The 18,146-nt window shown below is 42.0% G+C and carries 18 protein-coding genes and 1 pseudogene; 7 read left to right on the top strand and 12 right to left on the bottom strand.

The features are described 5' to 3' along the window. A partial coding sequence (locus tag ACS72_RS10635; RefSeq protein ID WP_048880891.1) for a transposase family protein occupies window positions 1-417 on the top strand: 417 nt, incomplete at its 5' end. After that, window positions 365-835, top strand: coding sequence for an IS5/IS1182 family transposase (locus tag ACS72_RS10630; RefSeq protein WP_048882092.1), 471 nt, complete (start codon window positions 365-367; stop codon window positions 833-835). The genes ACS72_RS10635 and ACS72_RS10630, both read left to right, overlap by 53 nt. A 278-nt stretch (window positions 836-1,113) precedes the next feature. Here the strand turns inward: ACS72_RS10630 and ACS72_RS10625 are convergent, their stop codons facing one another. Both ACS72_RS10625 and ACS72_RS10620 read right to left on the bottom strand, forming a co-directional pair. Next, window positions 1,114-2,208 (bottom strand): acyl-CoA desaturase, encoded by a 1,095-nt coding sequence (locus ACS72_RS10625; RefSeq protein ID WP_048882091.1) that lies wholly within the window; start codon window positions 2,206-2,208, stop codon window positions 1,114-1,116. A gap of 14 nt (window positions 2,209-2,222) precedes the next feature. After that, window positions 2,223-3,290 carry a ferredoxin reductase gene (locus ACS72_RS10620; RefSeq protein ID WP_048882090.1) on the bottom strand — a complete coding sequence of 356 codons (1,068 nt, stop codon included), beginning with the start codon at window positions 3,288-3,290 and terminating at the stop codon, window positions 2,223-2,225. A gap of 149 nt (window positions 3,291-3,439) precedes the next feature. On the opposite strand from ACS72_RS10620, the gene fabR reads away from it, so the two are divergent. Beyond that, window positions 3,440-4,120: an HTH-type transcriptional repressor FabR gene (fabR, locus tag ACS72_RS10615; RefSeq protein ID WP_004894263.1), complete on the top strand. Its 681-nt coding sequence runs from the start codon at window positions 3,440-3,442 to the stop codon at window positions 4,118-4,120. Window positions 4,121-4,177: 57 nt separating this feature from the next. Here fabR and ACS72_RS10610 read toward each other — a convergent pair whose 3' ends face one another. From ACS72_RS10610 to ACS72_RS10590, 5 genes and pseudogenes are all read right to left on the bottom strand, one after another. After that, window positions 4,178-4,981 carry an alpha/beta fold hydrolase gene (locus tag ACS72_RS10610; protein WP_048882089.1) on the bottom strand — a complete coding sequence of 268 codons (804 nt, stop codon included), beginning with the start codon at window positions 4,979-4,981 and terminating at the stop codon, window positions 4,178-4,180. A gap of 124 nt (window positions 4,982-5,105) precedes the next feature. Next, on the bottom strand, window positions 5,106-5,372 hold the full coding sequence (locus ACS72_RS10605) for a PAAR domain-containing protein (RefSeq protein WP_048882088.1): 267 nt from the start codon (window positions 5,370-5,372) through the stop codon (window positions 5,106-5,108). A 211-nt stretch (window positions 5,373-5,583) separates the two neighbouring features. Further along, the gene (gene rapA, locus ACS72_RS10600) at window positions 5,584-8,421 is read right to left on the bottom strand and encodes an RNA polymerase-associated protein RapA (RefSeq protein ID WP_048882087.1); all 2,838 of its coding nucleotides are present in this window, start codon (window positions 8,419-8,421) and stop codon (window positions 5,584-5,586) included. A 142-nt stretch (window positions 8,422-8,563) separates the two neighbouring features. Next, window positions 8,564-9,208 carry an RluA family pseudouridine synthase gene (locus ACS72_RS10595; protein WP_048882086.1) on the bottom strand — a complete coding sequence of 215 codons (645 nt, stop codon included), beginning with the start codon at window positions 9,206-9,208 and terminating at the stop codon, window positions 8,564-8,566. Window positions 9,209-9,338: 130 nt separating this feature from the next. Continuing rightward, window positions 9,339-10,049: pseudogene (locus ACS72_RS10590) on the bottom strand (phosphopantetheine-binding protein). A gap of 280 nt (window positions 10,050-10,329) precedes the next feature. Here ACS72_RS10590 and ACS72_RS10585 point away from each other — a divergent pair. Continuing rightward, complete coding sequence (locus ACS72_RS10585; RefSeq protein WP_004812396.1) at window positions 10,330-10,527, top strand: hypothetical protein; 198 nt, start codon at window positions 10,330-10,332, stop codon at window positions 10,525-10,527. Window positions 10,528-10,694: 167 nt separating this feature from the next. Here ACS72_RS10585 and ACS72_RS10580 read toward each other — a convergent pair whose 3' ends face one another. From ACS72_RS10580 to thiE, 3 genes are all read right to left on the bottom strand, one after another. Continuing rightward, window positions 10,695-11,111, bottom strand: a complete 417-nt coding sequence (locus ACS72_RS10580; RefSeq protein WP_048882085.1) for a heme-binding protein — start codon at window positions 11,109-11,111, stop codon at window positions 10,695-10,697. 127 nt (window positions 11,112-11,238) lie between these two features. Then, window positions 11,239-12,540, bottom strand: a complete 1,302-nt coding sequence (gene hemL, locus ACS72_RS10575; protein ID WP_048882084.1) for a glutamate-1-semialdehyde 2,1-aminomutase — start codon at window positions 12,538-12,540, stop codon at window positions 11,239-11,241. 42 nt (window positions 12,541-12,582) lie between these two features. Further along, on the bottom strand, window positions 12,583-13,203 hold the full coding sequence (gene thiE, locus ACS72_RS10570) for a thiamine phosphate synthase (protein WP_048882083.1): 621 nt from the start codon (window positions 13,201-13,203) through the stop codon (window positions 12,583-12,585). A 274-nt stretch (window positions 13,204-13,477) separates the two neighbouring features. Here thiE and ACS72_RS10565 point away from each other — a divergent pair, with 274 nt between their 5' ends. Beyond that, window positions 13,478-13,693, top strand: a complete 216-nt coding sequence (locus ACS72_RS10565; protein WP_004812390.1) for a hypothetical protein — start codon at window positions 13,478-13,480, stop codon at window positions 13,691-13,693. A 6-nt stretch (window positions 13,694-13,699) separates the two neighbouring features. Here the strand turns inward: ACS72_RS10565 and ACS72_RS10560 are convergent, their stop codons facing one another. Continuing rightward, window positions 13,700-14,083, bottom strand: a complete 384-nt coding sequence (locus ACS72_RS10560) for a DUF962 domain-containing protein (RefSeq protein ID WP_048882082.1) — start codon at window positions 14,081-14,083, stop codon at window positions 13,700-13,702. 334 nt (window positions 14,084-14,417) lie between these two features. Between ACS72_RS10560 and ACS72_RS10555 the strand changes: the two genes are divergently transcribed. Both ACS72_RS10555 and ACS72_RS10550 read left to right on the top strand, forming a co-directional pair. Beyond that, window positions 14,418-15,875: an inorganic triphosphatase gene (locus ACS72_RS10555; RefSeq protein ID WP_048882081.1), complete on the top strand. Its 1,458-nt coding sequence runs from the start codon at window positions 14,418-14,420 to the stop codon at window positions 15,873-15,875. 161 nt (window positions 15,876-16,036) lie between these two features. Next, window positions 16,037-17,494 (top strand): CHAD domain-containing protein, encoded by a 1,458-nt coding sequence (locus tag ACS72_RS10550; RefSeq protein WP_048882080.1) that lies wholly within the window; start codon window positions 16,037-16,039, stop codon window positions 17,492-17,494. 12 nt (window positions 17,495-17,506) lie between these two features. Here ACS72_RS10550 and ACS72_RS10545 read toward each other — a convergent pair whose 3' ends face one another. Then, the gene (locus ACS72_RS10545) at window positions 17,507-18,139 is read right to left on the bottom strand and encodes a hypothetical protein (RefSeq protein ID WP_004812381.1); all 633 of its coding nucleotides are present in this window, start codon (window positions 18,137-18,139) and stop codon (window positions 17,507-17,509) included. Window positions 18,140-18,146 lie beyond the last annotated feature (7 nt).

Here is an 18,146-nt window from a genome sequence, read left to right as displayed (position 1 = left end):
GCATTCGTGCATAATCTGCGGATGAAATACATCGATTCAAACAAGCTTTCTGATCCTCAGTTCAAGCGATACACAGGCATCTCATGGTCAACTTTCTATTTGATGGTTGAGCAATTGCAGAAGCATGTCTCTGCCAAAGGCAGACCGCCCAAGTTAAGCCTGGAGGATCAGGTTCTGCTCTGTCTGAGCTATTGGCGGGAATACCGAACCTTATTTCACGTTGCGACGAGTTACGGGATTTCAGAGCCCACAGCCTCAAGAATTGTCCGTCATGTTGAAGACTGCCTGATTCGGTCCAATCTGTTTAATTTACCCAAAGATTTACCCGAGGGCGAAGGCATCGACTGGAATGTTGTGATCGTGGATGCCACGGAAATTCCAATCCAAAGGCCTAAAAAAACAGAAGAAAAGCTATAGCGGCAAGAAAAAGACCGATACCTTTAAAGTACAGGCCATGATTCACTACAAAACTCAGCAGATTCTGAGTTTATGTACCAGTCGCGGTGCAGTGCATGATTTCGAGTTGTTCAAACGGAATTTAAACCAGATTCCTTTTGGGGCTTTTATCCTTGCAGATAAAGGCTATCAGGGGATTTATGTGTTGTATCCGAATAGCCTGTTGCCATTAAAAGCCAAAAGACACTGTAAATTGGATCCTGAATTGAAAATCTATAATCAGGAAATCAATAAAAGAAGAATCGGAATTGAGCATGTATTTGGCAGCCTGAAAACCTTCAGAATCCTTGCTGAGCGTTATCGAAATAGAGGTAAAAGGCTTGGTTTGAGATTCAATTTAATTGCTGGAATCTACAACTTGGAACTGAGCAAAAAATGATTTATGAAAGAGGTCTAATTTAATCCCCCCAAATACATAAGAAATCTATATATCCAATACGGTGACAATCCTTTTATCTTGCTATCAAAATTTATTTGTGCTGCACGTCGGCATAAATGGAAAAAAGAAGAAATCGATCGTGTCATTTCAGCCGCAAAGAAAGGAAACTATATCAATCTCATTCGGATTTTACGTAGCCATGTTCAAGACTGAAAATATAATTGAAGGAATAAAAAAACCACTTCAATTGAAGTGGTTGTCTATTAAATTATAGAAACTTATTTTTTAAATGGAAAAGCATATTTCACAATACGCTTAATCACGCTACCATACTGTTTGACCAGACTGGCATTGTTATAGTTCAGACCATATTTTTCACAAACCGCCTGAACTTTTGGCGCCATTTGACGATAACGACGTGCAGGTACATCAGGGTATAAATGATGCTCAATCTGATGGCTCAAATGACCAGTCAGAATATGAAACGCTTCAGAGCCTGTCAGATTCGATGAACCACGAATCTGGCGCATATACCAGTGACCACGGCTTTCGTTTTCCAGTACTGATTTCGGGAATACTTCAACATCCTTGGTAAAGTGACCACAGAAAATAATACTAAATGTCCAAACGTTACGGATACCATTTGCCACCATATTACCAGCAAACACCGGCAATGCAGCAGGACCTGCAATTAATGGGAAGAAGACATAGTCCTTAAACAGCTGCTTGGTAATTTTACGCTGCATTGGTTTCCATTCTTCTTTGGTCTGTTCCTTGGTTTTACGACCCTTGAAGTATTTACCTAGTTCAAGGTTTTGAATCGCTACGCCCCATTGGAACAATAGGCAGAATGGAATGCTGTAAATCGGTTGTAATAAATAACCCGGTTTCCAGCGTTGTTCAGGGAACAGACGAACCAGACCATAGCCGATATCATCATCCATACCTTTAATATTGGTATAGGTATGATGTTTAAAGTTATGGGTTTGACGCCAGTTGTCAGAAGTACCCACAATATCCCATTCATAGGTCTGGCCATTCATCTTAGGATCATTCATCCAGTCGTACTGACCGTGCATGACATTATGACCCAATTCCATATTTTCCATGATTTTGGCAAAACCAAGCAGACCTGTACCTAAAACCCATGCTGGAGGGAACCAGCCTGCGAACAATAACGCACGACCCGCGATAGAAGAGTAACGAATTGCAGAATAGATACGACGGATGTATTTCGCGTCTTTTTCGCCCAAGTCATCTAACACTTCCTGCTTGATCGCATCAAGTTCGCGCGCAAGTTCGTCCAATTCTGTCTGTGTCAGTTCACGGTTTTTTGGATTTTTAAAATACTGAAATTTTACTGGCATATTCATAGTGATCAACTCGCTTATAGGTCGATGACAAGGTCAGTCTGCGCTGAATTCACACAAATTTTCAGGAGATTTCCTGGTTCTTTATTTTGTGCGCCATTGACTAAATTTTTGGTAGAACCTTCAACTTTATTGCAAGCGCATTTATTACAAATACCCATACGACAGCCGTGGTTCGGTTTAATATTTTGCTGTTCCAGACTCGCCAGAATAGACTGACCTTTTGGAATGCTAACAACTTTATTAGATTGCGTCAGTGTGACATTCACAAAGCCTGTTTCAGTGTTATCGTCCAAACTCATGCTGAAAGCCTCAGACTTAAATACTTTGGCATGAGCAAACAGTATTTCTGCCTGAGCGACAAAACCTGATGGACCGCAAGCATAGACTGTTGTCTGATCAATATTTTGAAGATTGGTCAGATGACTTTGATTCAAGCGTTCCGCAGCCAGTTGTTCCTGAGTCGCGAATACTTTAAAGCTAAAGTTTGGATACTGCGCAGCAAATTCTTCAAAACGTGATTTGAATGCGACATCTTGATAATGCTTTACCCAGTACAGAAGCTGTATTGGCTGTTGACTCAGCTTGCCAGTCTTGCTCAATGCTTCGAGCAAACTCAGCATAGGTGTAATACCACTACCCGCCGCCAACAACAGCATTGGTGTTGCTTCAACAGCTAAAGTCATATCACCAAATGGCAAACCGAATTCAATAATGTCACAAACTTGAGCGATATTTGCCGCCCAATGACTTACCTTACCATCTTCAACTTTCTTGATGGTTAGTAACACGTGTTGCTGGTCTAACTGCGTCAAACTATAGCTACGCTCGTAACGAATACCATTTACCACAACGTAAACTGGATGATGCTGGCCCGCTTCGCCAAATTTGAACAAGCGATTGACCTGAATTTTCAGGCTGACCATATCCTGGGCAGCATTTTCTTTATGCACAATCTTGCCCAATGGCTGGTTCAGCGACCAGAGTGGGTTAAATTTCTGCATCCAGAAATTAATCGCATGCTGATCAATCACGCTTTCTTTAAAGAAATCGATCGGCGATTTACGTTTTGCGAGTACCTGCATCTTCATAGCAATCTTGTTGGGTTTTGAATTATTATACACATGTATATATATTTGTATATACATCTGTATTGTTTCTATTCATTTCACAAGTTTGCTGCGCTTCGCTATAATACTGGAATGCCTCATATCCAATACATGACGAGTCTTCAATGAAAATAAGCAGTGACGCTTCCCTACTCAAAACAAAGAACATTGATGAACCGATCATTGTACGCAGCGTGGGGCGTAAGGCGACGATTACCAAAGAAGAACTGTTTCAGGCAGCCTTAAATCTGATTGGCCCACAAAAAAGTATTGCCTCTTTAAGCCTGCGTGAAGTAGCACGCGAAGCCGGTATTGCACCGAACAGCTTTTATCGTCACTTTAAAGATATCGATGAACTGGCAATTGAACTGATTGACCGTGCCGGTCTGGTTTTGCGTAAGATTCTGAATGAATCGCGTTTAAAGGCATCGAAACAGAACAGTATTATTCGTAGTTCAGTAGAAGTATTTATTGCCCAGTTAGATGCTGATGAAGGCAACCTGAGTTTGTTACTCCGTGAAGGCTATACTGGTTCACAATCATATAAACAGGCGGTAGAACGTCAACTCCAGTATTTTCAGCAGGAATTACAGGAAGACCTGGTGCGTCTGGAAAGACTAAATAAAAGCCGTCTGCTCTATCCGGATATCGCTGCCAAAGCGATTACCCAGCTGGTATTTAACATGGGTGCCAAAGTGATAGATATGCCAGCTGATGAACGTCAGGAAATTGCGGAGCAGACCATGATCATGATCCGCATGATTTTGGAAGGTGCTCGACATCTCGATCAGTCTCAAATCCGTTAATCTTGATGAATATAAGCTAAATAGAAAGAGATGTCGGTTATCTCTTTCTATTTGATATTATCCCAAAGTTTTCAGTTTGGCTTTTACATATTCAGCTACCTGTTTTGGCTGTTCCAGTGGAAACATATGTCCACCTGGCAAGACTGAATAATCAATTTGATAAATTTTCTTTAAGCCTTGCGGCAGACCCTGTTGATAGAACTGGCTCTGTTCTGCAGTGATGAGGTGAATGGGAACTTGCGGTGCTTTACGCGGGGTACGCCACCACCAGGCCGGAACTGTCCGAAAGATTTCTGCTTCAACCTGTTTTGGAATTTTTAAAGTTACACCACCGCGCTGTTGATCTTCAACAATTCCACTGTCGATATAGTCCTGAAAACACTGTTCATCAAAATGCTTAAACAGGCGATTCGATCTCAGCGCCTCTACCGCGTCCAGCTGAGATGACCAGTGGTCTTTACGCTTTAAAGTAATACCTGCCGGAGTAAAGCGATCAATACTTTTTAAATTGAGCTTTTTCACCAGTTCAAATAACGCACTGTTTTTCCCAATCACAAAAGGCGGATCCATAATGATAAGCTTAGAAAATAAAGCTGGCTTTTTATAAGCTGCCATCATCGTAACCAAACCGCCAAAAGAGTGCCCAAGTCCAATCACTGATTTTCCTGAAAATTGCTGTTCAATATCGGCAATCACCTCATCCACCAAATAACGCCAGTCTGTGGTAATTGGATAATCTGGATTCATGCCGATCAAAGGAATACTTTTAACCGTATATTCATCCTGAAAACCGTTCAGGAACTTCCGATAGGTCGCTGATGGAATGCCATTGGCATGGGTAAAATGTAAGGCTGGCTTCATGCGGTTATATAGTTTTTCAATCCATGATGTCTGCAAGCTTAACCTTAAAGATGACTAAAAATGAGCACATATTCTTCCTAAGCATGACCTTGAAGTCACCGAATGAAGGATAAAAGCAGCTGGATTATTTTTGCGAAACTGTCAGATACTGATTTGCCAGAAACTGGGCGCCACAACTGGCTTTATCACCTGCGACAATCACAGCCCGCCCTAAAACAGTAATGGATTGATTTTTGGCAATGGCGGTCACCACGCTATTGCACTTGGGACAGTAATGCTTCATGCCTTGTAAATGCACAGCGATTCCGTGAATTAATATAGAATTTTCCGCTTCGGCAACTACACCACCATGTGAAGTTTGCGAGCCTAAAGTAATAAACGCCTGAGACATTATTTTGACTTCTTGTTATGGTTTTTTACCATTTTAACCGAAGATGATTTTTAACAACAACCATTTACTGACAGCTTATATCTTCAAACAAATATTCTTATCTAAATGAAATAGTTTTAATCATATAAATCCTCATAATTTCAATCCAGATTTCTTGTAGAAAAATAGCCATAAAAAAACAGCCCGAAGGCTGCCTTTTCTTAGATGATTGTTATGGTTTAACCACCACCATCACCTGAATCGCTTCTGGGGTTACAGACAGACCATCCAGTAAGCTTAAACCTTCTTTCTGCAGTTTTTGCAGACGAGAAATTTCATCTTCACGGATACTTGGGTTGAACTGTTTCAGGTAAGTCAGACGGTCAATTTCATATTGCCATTTACTGCCATAGACTTCTTTGGCTTGTTGCTTGAATTGTGGCAAAGCAGCACGAGCCAGTTCCAGTGCCTGTTGATAACGTGCTTCAATTACTTCACGACGCGCTTTCACGACCTGACGGCAGCTATTGCCATCAAGATGATGCAAGTATGGCTTCAGGATTTCTGGTGCAATTTTTTGCGACAGATCCTGACCTTTTTCGCTCAGCAATACCCGAACCAATTGTTGTGGCAAGCTTGATGGTAAGTTCAGTGCTTTCGGTGCCACGACATCCACTTTAAACCAGACTTCAAGCAATACTGAACCTTGTGGCAATGCAGCAGACTTCAACACCGCAACGTTAGTACTACCAAAACCTTGCGTATTGATCATTTCCATCACACTTTCAGTGAATGGATGTTCAAGCGTCAAGTATTGAGCATCTTCACGGATTTGTGCCTGATCACGATAGAAGGTTGCAGTCATGCCCTCTTCATCCAGAGTCAGACCTTGCACCTGCATTTGATCGGTTGGCTTGATGATCACAGTACCATTACTTTGCTCATCAAAATCAATGTTGGTCGATGCCATAAAGCGCTTCATGAACATTGGCAAAGTCGTATTATCGTCATAATCTTCTAGGGCAGTGACGATTTCCTGTGCCACCATTGGACGGCAAGAGTTGTATTCCAACAGACGGTCACGGCCTTCTTGCAGTTCTGCTTCCAGCGCCTGACGTTGTACAGTCACTTCTTCTAGCAGGTCTTCAAAAGCCTGACCTTTATCTGCCAATAAACAATCTTTTAATTCAATAATGAAGTTTTCTTGCAGTGTTTGCGCAGTTGGCGAAATATTACTGAAAATATTCAGTGCTTCGTTATACCAGCGGAACATACGCTCTTGTGCAGTGCCGACCAGATAAGGTACATGGATCTGGATACGATTTTCCTGACCGATACGATCCAGACGACCGATACGCTGCTCAAGCACATCTGGATTTGCTGGCAAGTCAAATAGAATCAGGTCAGAAGCAAACTGGAAGTTACGGCCTTCAGAACCAATTTCTGAACACAGCAAAATCTGTGCGCCATAAGACTCTTCAGCGAAATAAGCTGCTGCCTGGTCACGTTCCAGCAGGCTCATGCCTTCATGGAACATCGCAGTACGGATACCAGCATGAAGACGTAGCACATTTTCCAGTGCTTCTACTACTGGACCACTACGCGCAATCAAAAGCACTTTTTTGTGTTTGAGATCAGTGCGGAGTTTTTCCATCAACCACATTACTCGTGGATCTGATTCCATCCAGGAACCATCAGGCTGTGATTCTTCTGGCCACATTTGCTCACGTAGCTTGCCATCTTTAGACCAGTTTTCAGGTGCTGGTAATGGTGCTGGCTGGCAGTCCCGCCCCGGGAAGCCCTGAATGGCTTCACGGGTATTACGGAACAGGATACGACCTGTTCCATGGCGGTCTAGCAGTTCGTGAATCGCACGGAAACGTTGCTCAGGGTTATCTTCAATACGATGACCAAGCAGACCTTCAAGTGCTGCCAGATGCCCTTCTTCAAGTGGCATATCTGACATTAGCACTTCAGCAATTTTTGCAGTCTGCTGATATTGTGCTTCCTCATCCAGGAAACGGTCTAATGAACTGAAACGTTGTGGATCCAGCAAACGTAAACGCGCAAAGTGCGATTCCACACCCAGCTGTTCAGGTGTTGCCGTTAACAATAATACACCTGGTGTTTTTTCAGATAGTTCTTCAACCAGATCGTAACGGTCGTTACCTCCCTCTTCTTCACTCCACATCAAATGATGCGCTTCATCGACAACCAGCAGATCGAAACCAGCTTCAAGCGCCTGCTCACGCAGGTCTTCGTGGTCAATCATCAGGTCAATAGAAGCAATAATGCGCTGTTCAGTCAGAAATGGGTTCAGATCAGGATCGTGTTCTTTGATCGATGCAGTACGAGTTAAATCAAATAGTGAGAATTCCAGATTGAAACGACGGCGCATTTCAATCATCCACTGATATTGCAGTGAATCTGGTACCAGAATCAGAATACGTTCAGAACGGCCGGTTTTTAGCTGTTGGTGAATGATCAAACCGGCTTCAATGGTTTTACCCAGACCTACTTCATCCGCCAGCAATACACGTGGTGCAAAACGTTTACCGACTTCGTGTGCGATATACAGCTGATGCGGAATCAGTCCTACACGTGAGCCAACCAGACCACGTAACGGGCTGCTTTGCATATTGGCTTGCATGAGCATGGCTTCAATGCGTAGATCATACCATTCTTTATAATCGATCTGGCTAGCCAACAAACGGTCTAATGGCTTAGACAACTGAATGGTTGCACCAATACGGGTTTCATTCAGAGCTTTACGTTCTTCAGTACCATCACTTAAAGTACGTACAACCTGATAACGCACCACGCCGTTGCGATCTTCAAAAGATTCAACCGTCCAGGTATTGCCTTCCTGGTCTTGCAGTTCATCATTTACATTAAAAATGATACGAGACAAAGGCGCATTGCTACGTGCATAGACACGGGTTTCGTCGCTTTTCGGGAATAAAATGCTGACCGATCGCTCATCAACATCAATGAGAACCCCCAGACCGAGTTCTGTTTCAGTATCTGATAACCAACGTTGACCAATAGCAAACTGCTGCAATTTTTCCACCTTTATCTTAAGTACAAGACTGTAAAGATTATGCTCAAAAATAACACATCATTTGAGCAAAATTTCACACCTTCAAGCAATATATTTTGACACAAAGCCCACCAAAAGTGGGCATCAATAACGACGATTAAACAAGTATTTCCTAGAATGGTGCAGGGCAATGAAACTCGACTTTTTCTGCATTTTTAGGATGAATAAAACTGAGCTGTTCTGCATGCAGACACAGGCGTGGCATCAACTTTTGCTGTTGCACTGTAGCATATAAGGTATCGCCAATAATTGGATGACCGAGATACTGCATGTGTACACGGAGCTGGTGTGAACGACCGGTAATGGGTGTCAGTTTGACGCGAGTAACGGGCTGTCCCTGAATTTCAAAATGCTCGACTGCCTGCCAGTGGGTCAATGCGGGCTTGTTATGATTTGGTTCAGCAATATGTAATGGTGGACGGCTTGGATCATAGATCACCGGTACATCGACAGTACCTTCACCGTCTAATGTTCCGGCTACAATAGCTTGATAGGTTTTATCGGTTTGGCGTTCCTGAAACTGGCGCGAAATAGATTTTTGTCCTTCACGGCTTAAGGCAAAGACCAGAATTCCTGAAGTGTCCCGATCGAGACGATGAATAAGCAGTGTTTTTGGTTCTAATTCTACTAATCTGTTAATCAGGCAATCTTGCAAATCTTCTGTTTTACCGGGTACTGTGAGTAAACCTGCTGGTTTATGAATGACCATAAAATCGTCATCACGATGAATCAGATGTTCGGTTAGAAAATTGCTCAAAGTTCAATCCCTGGCTGATCGCGCAAAACAAGGCGGCAATGATAGAAAGCTTGGCACAGAATTACAATGTCGTTTTCTGTAATTGCCGATGAAATTTCCGATTATATTAAGAAAATTGCCCAATTCGTGCTTATCTGCGTGCTGATTGCAGAACAAAACTCACCAGTTCTTCTAGTGAAGGATATTCATAAACATCTTCATAACGGACATTTGCACCATTAGCGCGCTACACACCAACCAGGCTTACCACAGCGATCGAGTCCAGTCCGCATTGTCTTAAATCTACATGTGGATCAATATCTAGTACATCCATATCCAGCTGTTCTGCTACTGCTAACATAATACCTTTGCTCGACAACACATATTCTGCTGGCGCACTCAGATTCCATAATCGGGTCAAGCTATAACTATTCATATGATGCAAGCCTTGTGCAGAAATATTATCGATCCACTGAATGTGCTGTTCTTGATTTGACAATAGGATCGCATCATCAATCACGCAAATTTGCTCAGTCACACTTTGTAAATGTGGCAGGATTTGTTTCAACATTGAGGTGATTGTGCCTGCAAAGATTAACTGTGGATGGGTTGAGGCATATTCACCGAGTTGCTGCATACCTTGAATCAGATCATCACCGTACAGGTCAACAATGGGAATATCGAGTGCTTTGGCTTTGTTGCTGATTTGAATCAGGTTTTGCATAAGCACACTGTCTTGAATCCCCTGCATCATGCGTAGATTTTGTAAGCCTACAAGAACTAGAACAGATTGTGTTGAGGACAGCTGCCATTTGGCTTGGGAAGGTGCAAACTGGATTTTTTTAGGCATTGGGTACAGCATAGTAGACTCTTATAAATACAAAATGGCATGAGGATTCATGATATTTTAGTCTAGTCTCAATTTGAAAAATTTTTGATTGCACAAACATTTATTGAACTAATTTCATATAATACCCTTATATTAAATAGACATAAATTTAGTAAATTATTCATGCTCCATCTTTAGAAAAACTTGCAGATTCTTTTTTAATTTGTAATCCTTGTCACTAAGGGTGTCTAACTAAGCTAAGGCAGGTGTGTGTTGTAGTCGGGCCGCTACAATAATGATAAAGAGCGCCTGTATGTTGAATTTCAAGATTTTTAATAAAGTCTCTACAGAAGTATTGACGATAAAAAATGACCTCCAGCTTAATTCTGAGCAGCAATTAATTAATAAATATAGAACTTCTACTTCTGAAGATTATAGACAAGCTATTGTTTTGATCTTTAAAGAACGTGGTTACACTAGACTAGAAATAGGCCAAATATTCGAAAGGTAAATTTAAACTTTTTCTAAAATTGGAGAAAATATAATAAACGTGACATGAAATACGATTTTTATTTTATATAGAAAAGCCCCCTCATTACCGATTGGGCTTTTATTTGATATTTCACGCTTCATTTTGGAACAATTTATTGAATTGAGTTAATCAATTTCTATTTTGAATTAACTCAGCTGTGCTAAAAACTTCTCAATTGCTACCTGAGCAATCTCCGCATCTTCAAACGACTTCACACCAGATACACCGATTGCACCCACTAACTGCCCTTGATACAGAATCGGCTCACCACCTTCCAGCATACCTGAGAAAGTATCCATGGTCAGAAAGCCCATTTGCCCACCTTTGATAATATCTTCAAACAGCTTGGACGGACGGCGACTGATTGCAGAACAACGTGCTTTTTCCAGACACAGGTTTGCTGTCATAGGTGATGCACCATCCATACGCTTCATTGCCAGCAAATTGCCAGTTTCATCAACGACAGCAATACTGACATTAAAGCCATTTTCTAGTGCATATTCATAGGCCTGATTTAACAAAAACTCAGCATCGCTTAAGGTCAGATAATGTTTGGTTTTCATTCAACTATCCAATTTCTAATTTATCAATTTCAAATCTTTGCGATCTAATTAAAAGAATAAAATAAGCCCGAAGGAATTCGGGCTTATGTTCCCTCTCCTTTTAGGAGAGGGTTAGGGAGAGGTTGTATTACCCTTTCATTTCAGCAAAAGTTTCTTTAGCCGCTTGGATTGTAAACTCAATATCTTCATCACTATGCGCAGCTGAAATAAATCCTGCTTCAAATGCAGATGGAGCCAGGTTCACACCACGACTTAACATGCCATGGAAGAATTTTTTGAAGGCTTCAACATCACATTTTAGCATTGAATCAAAGCTGGTGATGTCTTCTTGATCCGTGAAGTACAGGCCAAACATACCACCGACTTGTTGGGTCTTGAATGGAATACCAGCTTCATCCGCAGCAGCTTGTAAACCAACCAGCAGTTTCTCAAGTTGCGCAGTTAATTTCTCATAGAAACCTTCTTGACGCAGATGTTTAAACATCTCAATGCCAGCACGCATTGCCAGTGGGTTACCTGACAAAGTACCTGCTTGATACACCTTACCAAGCGGTGCGATGCATTCCATCACTTCACGTTTACCTCCGAATGCACCCACTGGCAGACCTGCACCGATGATTTTACCTAAAGTGGTTAAGTCAGGAGTTACGCCATAATGTGCTTGCGCGCCACCAAGACCCACACGGAAACCTGTCATCACTTCATCAATAATGAAAACTGAACCATGCTCATCACATACATCACGAATGGCTTGCAAGAAACCGTCAATTGGTTTCACAAGGTTCATGTTACCTGCCACAGGTTCAACAATCACACCCGCAATTTCAGAACCGAACTTGGCAAAGCATTCTTTTAAGGTAGCGATGTCATTATATGGAAGTGTTAAGGTATGTTTGGCAAAGTCCGCTGGTACGCCCGCAGAAGTCGCCTCGCCCTCGCCTTTGGTCAACAGGCCTGAACCTGCTTTTACCAGTAAGGAATCAGAGTGACCGTGGTAACAGCCTTCAAACTTCACGATCTTATCACGACCAGTATAACCACGTGCCAGACGGATCGCAGTCATCGTTGCTTCAGTACCTGAGTTGGTCATACGAACCAGTTCAATTGATGGCATGATATCGCAAATGATATCCGCCAAAGTCGTTTCATGAACCGTCGGTGCACCAAAGCTTAAGCCATCTACCGCAGCATCCTGAACAGCTTTAATAATCGCTGGATGCGCATGACCCAAAATCATCGGGCCCCATGAACCGACATAGTCCACATAACGTTTACCATCGACATCGTATAGATAAGCACCTTGTGCTTTCTCGATAAAGACTGGCGTACCGCCTACGCCGTTAAAAGCACGTACAGGTGAGTTTACGCCACCTGGAATATGTTTATTGGCTTGTTTAAATAGTTGTTCTTGCTTTGGAGATAAACTCATGAAAATCACTCAACTCAAAAAAATAAGATAAGAAATAAAAAATTAAGCTTGTTCAGCAAATAGTTCTGACCAGTCATACACACGTTGACCGACAGTAGACATTGAACGACCTAAAACATCGCTAATAACCGCACAAAGATCCGCACCTGCCCCAATCACCTCTTTCGAGTTTTCAACAGTTAAGCCACCAATTGCACAGATGGGTACATTTAATTTTTGCTTGGCCAGTTTTAAGGTTTCCAAGCCAATATTGCCCGCTTCAGGTTTGCTATCAGTGGCATAGATCGCGCCAAATGCCACATAATTTGCACCATCTGCAATGGCTTGCTCAGCCAGCTCAAGTGAGTTGTTGCAACTACGACCAATCAAAACATTTTTAGGTAACCGTTCAACAGCTTCCTGAATGGAACCATCACCCTGCCCCAAATGCACACCTACGCCATATTTTACCGCAGTTTCTAAATCATCATTAATCACAAATGGAACTTTATATTGTTCACACATTTGTTTCATATATTCGATTTCATAAGCCTGATTTTCTTTCGCCACTTTTTTACGACGATACTGAAGTACTGCAACTTCATAAGTTGCCATCGCACCTTCAAGTTTCGCAAGAAGAAGTTCAATTGGATCATCATTGGTAATTAAATATAAACCGCGCATGACTGCCGCCATTCAAAATACATCAGCTATTATAGGCATAACCAGGAGCATGATGACACCATGCAAACTTATATAACGACATATTTTCAGTAAATAAATACAAGGAATGCAGTATCAAAATAACCAGTCCATTTAATGTGGAAAATTAATAATTTCAGGGATAATTTATATCTGCTATTTGACTTAAATAAATCACATAAAAATAATCATCAGTTATGAATCACTCATTTGATACCCTGATTTTTATGCATCTAATTTGTAGGAACATTGCAGAATGTCAGGTAATAATTTTACCTTGCCGGATGTTGGCCATAAAAAAAGCCCGGAGAAGGTCACTCCAGGCATGGAAAACTGTGTAATTCTTGCTGCTATATCTTTTGGTAAAATATTACCTTTAGACAACGCCTTAATTATTAGAACATTAACTCTAAGCTTGCAAGCGTTTTCCTGTAATTTTGATGACCCATCAATACATTTTTTTATTTTTTAATCCGTTTTAACTTGGAATCTTGTCCTGATCACGACTAATCAGGCTGATATTGCCACGCAATACATCAGCAAACATACGCCAATCCGAGACAAAACTATATAGTGGCTGCTTAAAGCTAGCGGGCTTGTTTTTCTCAAAAATAAAATGTCCGATCCAGGCATAGGCATAACCCGATGCCAGTCCATAAAGAAAATATTTAGGTTTACGCTGTATGATCGCCTTGCTAAAGAAATACAGCCCGATACTGCTCCCTGCTACATGCAGACGGCGACTCATAATATTGCGGTGTTCAGTCAGATAAAATCGATAAAATTCATGATAATCACGGATCGGCATTGGCTGGCTAACTGCTAGCGTCAGATTCGCTTTAGGTTCTACTTGTGCATTCATGGCATCATCCTGATATTTTTAATTTCACATTAGCGCATTATTTAAACATTTAAAAGTGCGATTTCATGCAGTGAGCTTTCTCAGCTATGTTTAATTTTCCTTGAATCTAGCATGCTTTCAACTGCTTAGGCATGAATAAATTCTATCAATTTAAACAGGTTCATGATTTTTTTAGCCTGGTCAAGTCTTACTAAAAAAATGATTTTAGTTACAATCTTCGACTTAAAAATTAAAAACATGATTGCAGCGTGTATGTGCTCACATCCACAGCATATACAAAGCATCATCAGCTCTGTCTATCACCTTTATAGACAGTACAAACAGGATATTTATCATGGTTGAAGTTGAACTTAAATTTCAGATTCCTGCAGCACGCCGCACTGCGCTGTTAAAGGCACTTGATCCGAAGAAGTCCGAACAGATTCAACTGCAAGCCAAATACTATGACACCGAAGACCGTCTGCTTTCAAAAAGTGGCGTAGCCCTGCGTCAGCGTCTGGAAGGCACTCGTTGGGTACAAACCTTAAAAGCAGCCGGTAAAAGCCATATTGAACGTTTTGAACATAATCATGACCTGGGTGAACTGGAACGGGCACCTGAACTGGATCTAAATATTTATGCCACTGCACCAGAAGCGCAACAAATTTTAAATAACGCACTGGGTGATCAGATCAGCCAGCTCAAGCTACAGTTTGAAACGGATATCACCCGTACCCTGCGCGTGATTGAATATGAAGGCACTGGAATTGAAGTTGCCCTCGATATCGGTGCGATCCGTACTCTAGATGCCGAACAGGAAGTCCATGAAGTCGAATTCGAACTAAAAAGTGGTTCAGTTGAACAATTGCTGGCATTTAGCTTTGAATGGGTTAAGAAATATCAGCTATGGCTCGATGTGCGCAGCAAAGCAGAAATCGGTAACCTGCTTGCAACGCAGCAAAAAGTTAGCCCAGCGGTACCAGCTAAAGAATTCCAGCTCAGCAAAAAAGATAGTGCAGCCAAAGCTTTATGTAGTCTGATCGCCCAGCAGATGCAGCATTTACTGCCTAATATCGCAGCAATTTCAGCGCAGGTCGCAGAGCAGGATCATATCGATCAGGCTCAGCAAGCGCTAGAGCATTTGTATCTAAGTGTTCTGTTATTTAAAAACTGGCATTCTGGCATTTCAGACAAATGGGCACATCAGCTGGAAGCTTTTAAGAAGCAGTTTGAACACTTGCAGCATTTACAGCATATGCAAAGCACATTAGCCGCCTTTTTACAGAATCCGACCACTGCAGAAAACCTGAGTAAAGATATTCTATATGCCAAGGAAAAACTGGGTAATCTGGTGAAGTCGACACAGAATGTGCATCACTATCTGGAACTGCTGATCTTTAGCCTGAAAGAAGATGTCAAAAGCACACAGGATTTAAAAACCGTAGCACAGGCAACTTTGCAACAGCAATATAAAGCTTTACAAGAGCAGATGAACCAGACTGAAATTCATGATTTTGAACAACTAGATCTACTTGCGGTGCGTATTCAGGAACTGAAGTTCAGCTTTCCAATTCTGACTTCAATTTATGATGTGAAAAATCTACAGAAATACAGTAAGGCGCTAAATGATGCGCAGCTGGCAGCAGCTGAATACCAGACTCTAGCCTCCTCAGCAGTCTATATTCAGCAGACTGAGCTTGAAGCCAGTGACTGGTTTGTCCTGGGCTGGCTGACTGCAAAGCAGGAAGTTTATGCGCAAAAACTGCTAGAGGCCACAGAACAGTTTCTGATAAGCCGCAAGTTTTTAAAATAAAGTCGCTTTATTAAGTTTTATTGCAGTTGTAGAAAATCTATCCTAAAGCACTTCAGTTGCAGAGGTGCTTTTTTGTTGCATTTGCAGCTTATCTTTTCCAAACGCTTTGGGCTATATTCACTATTATAATTATTAGACGCCGTATCGAGGAGGAGCACCCGATGGCAGAAATCGAACTCAAATTTCAAGTTCCCTCCCACATGCACGCACAGCTGCAACAAGACTTCATCAGTTTAACGCTAGTGCGTAATCATCTCTGGGCTCGTTATTTTGATACGACTGAGTTACAGCTGCGCGAGCATGGCATTGCTTTACGGCAGCGCCTAGAAAATGAAATCTGGCTACAGACCCTTAAAGCTCCTGGGAAACAGCCTTTTGAACGTCTGGAGGTGGAATTTGAGTTAGGAAAAGAACAGCATGAACAATGTGACCTTAAACACTATAAAAATTATCCTGAAGTCAGTGAACTGCTCAAAGAAGCATTAGGGTCACTAAAAATTCCTTTACATCTGCAATTTGAAACTGAGGTGCAACGTTCTATTCATGTAGAAAACTATAAAAACAGTGTGATTGAAATTGCTTTTGATCAAGGTGAAATCCGGCATGGTACAGAATTTATTGCCATTTATGAGCTGGAATTTGAACTCAAACAGGGACAGCTGAGTGAACTGATCGAATTTGTACAACCCTGGATCCAACGTTATGACTTATGGCTAGACAGCCGTAGCAAGTCAGATCGTGGCTATGCTTTGATTGAAGGCAGCAGCATTACACCTGCTCAACATCAACTGCCGCTGGTATTAAGCAAGGATGATAACCTACATGGCATGTTGCAGAAAATTATTAGAAATACCTTGCAACACCTACTTCCTAATGCGACGGCGCTGTCTACTGAACATTATAATAGTGAACATATCCATCAAGCTCGGGTCGCTATCCGTCGTCTGCGCAGTGCCTTACGCTTTTTTAATGTCGATGAGCTAGAAATTCCTCCAATTTGGGGGGAACAACTGACTGAGCTTTTTCAGCAACTCGGTGCAGCACGTGATCGCGATGCCTTGGCAGAAAGCTTATTGCCACAACTTGAAGCTGCCGGATCACCGATTCTGAGCTTACCACCGGCAACAGAAGAAAATGTCGATGTAGAACAGGTGTTCCGGGAACCAGAAACCAATTATCTGATACTGGACTTACTCCGTTATAGTGAGGCTGAACCTAAACAGGTCACTACAGATATTCGTATGCTGTATAAGCGTCTAGGCAAATTACATCAGCAGATCTGTGCCGATGCTGAACAGTTTTGTGAGCTGGCAATTAAAGATCAGCATCGTACCCGTAAACGGGTAAAGCGTTTACGCTATAACATCGAATTTCTGCAAAACCTGTTTCCAGCCAAACAGGTGAAAAATTATCTCAAAGCGTTAAAACCGCTACAGGAAAGCCTGGGTCAATATAATGACCTACATGTTGCAGAAAGCCTATATCAGCCTTATGTGAAACGAAAGCCTAAAGCATGGTTTGTGCTAGGCTGGTTGCATGCGGAGCAACAGCGGCTGCAAAAGGAAATTCAGGCAGAGTTACAGCAATTTGCCCAGGTACAGCCTTTCTGGAAGAAATAGATCAGTAAATACTTAGCGATATTTACCGTAAACTTTCCAGGTATTGTTATCGGCAAGCGGATCGTTATAACTGTCACTGCGCTGTTTACGTGGCTTATCTCGTGCATCTACCAGTTCGAAATGCTGCTCTACGCTCAGGACAATACCATTCACATAGAATCGAGTCCGAGTATATTCACTTTGCCCATGCTGGAACACATAAGTGCGCAAATCGACAAATTCCCGATGTGCTACCAGTGCTGCTGTCTCATCACTGTCTAGCCAGCGTTGCATCGCCTGAATCTGTGCCGGCTCGAATTGACCGCATTTTTCTACCAGACTGGCAATGCCACGAAAAGTTTTTGATTCTTTGGCACGGGTTTTATTGATCCGGATACGATCGACATGAAAATAGAATAATGGCAGATTTAAATGGCTCGGCAGATGAACTGCATCCAGCACCTCATCTTCCATAAAAGGCTGAAACAGATCCTGCGCCCTTTCAATCAAACCCGTCCACTGACGATAATATTCTTCCACCTGCGACTTGCTGCCATAGTAAATTGGTAGTCCTTCAACATTGGCCAGATTGACTGGTGGCCAGATATTTTGGCGTAATAAGGCAATGTCACTTTTCAGGCTTTGTACAGCGATTGCATCTTGCATGGGAATC

Origin of the sequence: Acinetobacter sp. VT 511, from assembly GCF_001077515.1 — a bacterium.
Classification (GTDB): Bacteria; Pseudomonadota; Gammaproteobacteria; order Pseudomonadales; family Moraxellaceae; genus Acinetobacter; species Acinetobacter schindleri.
This window is presented reverse-complemented; position numbering and strand designations above follow the sequence as displayed.

Coding starts and splice junctions, on each gene's coding strand:
- ACS72_RS10630 (WP_048882092.1), top strand. CDS start 365: ATGCCACGGAAATTCCAATCCAAAGGCCTAAAAAAACAGAAGAAAAGC.
- ACS72_RS10625 (WP_048882091.1), bottom strand. CDS start 2,208: ATGAATATGCCAGTAAAATTTCAGTATTTTAAAAATCCAAAAAACCGT.
- ACS72_RS10620 (WP_048882090.1), bottom strand. CDS start 3,290: ATGCAGGTACTCGCAAAACGTAAATCGCCGATCGATTTCTTTAAAGAA.
- fabR (WP_004894263.1), top strand. CDS start 3,440: ATGAAAATAAGCAGTGACGCTTCCCTACTCAAAACAAAGAACATTGAT.
- ACS72_RS10610 (WP_048882089.1), bottom strand. CDS start 4,981: ATGAAGCCAGCCTTACATTTTACCCATGCCAATGGCATTCCATCAGCG.
- ACS72_RS10605 (WP_048882088.1), bottom strand. CDS start 5,372: ATGTCTCAGGCGTTTATTACTTTAGGCTCGCAAACTTCACATGGTGGT.
- ACS72_RS10585 (WP_004812396.1), top strand. CDS start 10,330: ATGTTGAATTTCAAGATTTTTAATAAAGTCTCTACAGAAGTATTGACG.
- ACS72_RS10580 (WP_048882085.1), bottom strand. CDS start 11,111: ATGAAAACCAAACATTATCTGACCTTAAGCGATGCTGAGTTTTTGTTA.
- hemL (WP_048882084.1), bottom strand. CDS start 12,540: ATGAGTTTATCTCCAAAGCAAGAACAACTATTTAAACAAGCCAATAAA.
- thiE (WP_048882083.1), bottom strand. CDS start 13,203: ATGCGCGGTTTATATTTAATTACCAATGATGATCCAATTGAACTTCTT.
- ACS72_RS10565 (WP_004812390.1), top strand. CDS start 13,478: ATGTCAGGTAATAATTTTACCTTGCCGGATGTTGGCCATAAAAAAAGC.
- ACS72_RS10560 (WP_048882082.1), bottom strand. CDS start 14,083: ATGAATGCACAAGTAGAACCTAAAGCGAATCTGACGCTAGCAGTTAGC.
- ACS72_RS10555 (WP_048882081.1), top strand. CDS start 14,418: ATGGTTGAAGTTGAACTTAAATTTCAGATTCCTGCAGCACGCCGCACT.
- ACS72_RS10550 (WP_048882080.1), top strand. CDS start 16,037: ATGGCAGAAATCGAACTCAAATTTCAAGTTCCCTCCCACATGCACGCA.
- ACS72_RS10545 (WP_004812381.1), bottom strand. CDS start 18,139: ATGCAAGATGCAATCGCTGTACAAAGCCTGAAAAGTGACATTGCCTTA.